Below are 1,398 nucleotides of genomic sequence, written 5' to 3'. Positions count from 1 at the left end.
GATGGAGCGGCCGCAGCCCGACTCTTCGTCGTATGTTGAGACGGAGATGCATCCCGCGGATTAGGGATAGGGTGAGATGGAGTTCGAGGGGATGGGACATGAGTGACGGGGTTGGATTGTCGGGTTACGCTACGCTAACCCGACCTACGATGCTATTGGGCGTGAAATAGGGTTATGTGGCAATACGCAGTGAAGGTGTTGGTTACGGCAGTAGTGGTCGTCGCAGTTGCTGAGCTTGGGAAGCGCAGTTCGTTCTGGGGCGCGCTGCTCGCGTCCCTGCCCCTCACGTCTCTCCTCGCCTTTATCTGGCTCTACATTGGTACGGGCAACACTCAATCCGTCGCAGCGCTGTCGCAGAGCATCTTTTGGCTGGTCTTGGCTTCGCTTCCACTGTTCCTGGTCCTGCCGTTTCTCCTTCGCTCGGGTGTCGCGTTTTGGCCTGGTTTCGGCGTCGCTTGCGCGCTTACTGTCGGCGCATACTTGGGGCTCATGTGGGTCTTGGAGCGTTTCGGCGTGAGCCTGTAGGTTCACGCCTAACTCCCAAGGGGTCTTGACAATCAACCACCATAGAACCATAATGGTTCCATATTGAACCTATATGGAGAATCGCCATGCCGACGATTACGGTCAAAAACATTCCCTCAGAGGTGTATGAATTGCTCAAGCAGTCTGCTGCTGCGAATCGCCGCAGCATCAATAGCGAAATTATCACACAGATCGAACGCGGTGTGCGGGGCCGGAAGCTCGACCCGGAAGTCCTGCTCGGGCGTGTCCGCCGGTTGCGTCGCAGTACCCGACACCATCCCATCACGCAGCGGGAATTCAACCTCATCAAGCGCGCGGGCCGCCTGTGATCGTCGTAGACACCAATCTGATCGGCTATTTGTATCTCGCAAGCAAGCACTCCCAGCAGGCGGAACAAGTTCTGCGCCAGGATGCGGACTGGGCCGCACCGTTATTGTGGCGAAGTGAATTCCGGAATGTGCTGGCCAGCTATCTTCGCAAGCAGTGGCTGTCACTGGCAGAGAGTCGGCGACTGATGGACGAAGCGCTCCGGATGATGGAAGATCGAGAATATGAGGTGGATTCGGACCGGGTACTACGATTGGTCGCCGACAGCACGTGCTCCGTGTATGATTGTGAGTTTGTCGCACTCGCTCAGGAATTAGGGACCTTTCTGGTCACGTTGGATAAGGAGATCTTGAACGACTTTCCTATGGTAGCGGTGTCCGTCGATACATTCCTCAACACTTACGCCTGAGGCGGCCATCAAGCGGTCGCAGCGGGCCGTCGCCCAGGTGAAGGTATTCGCGCATCAGCCTGTCGTTGACCCGCAGCCACATTACGCATACCTTGCCTGAGGAAAGAAGCAGCTTGAGAGGGGTCGCTTTTCGATAT

Annotated in this window: 3 protein-coding genes; all 3 read left to right on the top strand. The window is 56.6% G+C overall.

All coding sequences use genetic code 11. The features are described 5' to 3' along the window. Positions 1 to 174 precede the first annotated feature (174 nt). Positions 175 to 525 (top strand): DUF3147 family protein, encoded by a 351-nt coding sequence (locus tag KGL31_00305; GenBank protein ID MDE2320355.1) that lies wholly within the window; start codon positions 175 to 177, stop codon positions 523 to 525. A gap of 86 nt (positions 526 to 611) precedes the next feature. Next, positions 612 to 854: an Arc family DNA-binding protein gene (locus KGL31_00300; protein ID MDE2320354.1), complete on the top strand. Its 243-nt coding sequence runs from the start codon at positions 612 to 614 to the stop codon at positions 852 to 854. Further along, positions 851 to 1,261, top strand: a complete 411-nt coding sequence (locus tag KGL31_00295; protein MDE2320353.1) for a type II toxin-antitoxin system VapC family toxin — start codon at positions 851 to 853, stop codon at positions 1,259 to 1,261. Before KGL31_00300 ends, KGL31_00295 begins: the two co-directional genes overlap by 4 nt. Positions 1,262 to 1,398: the final 137 nt, after the last annotated feature.

The sequence above is a fragment of the Candidatus Methylomirabilota bacterium genome, assembly GCA_028870115.1.
GTDB lineage: Bacteria > Methylomirabilota > Methylomirabilia > Methylomirabilales > Methylomirabilaceae > Methylomirabilis.
Note: the sequence above shows the minus strand (reverse complement) of the source record. Positions and strands in the feature narration are given on the sequence as shown.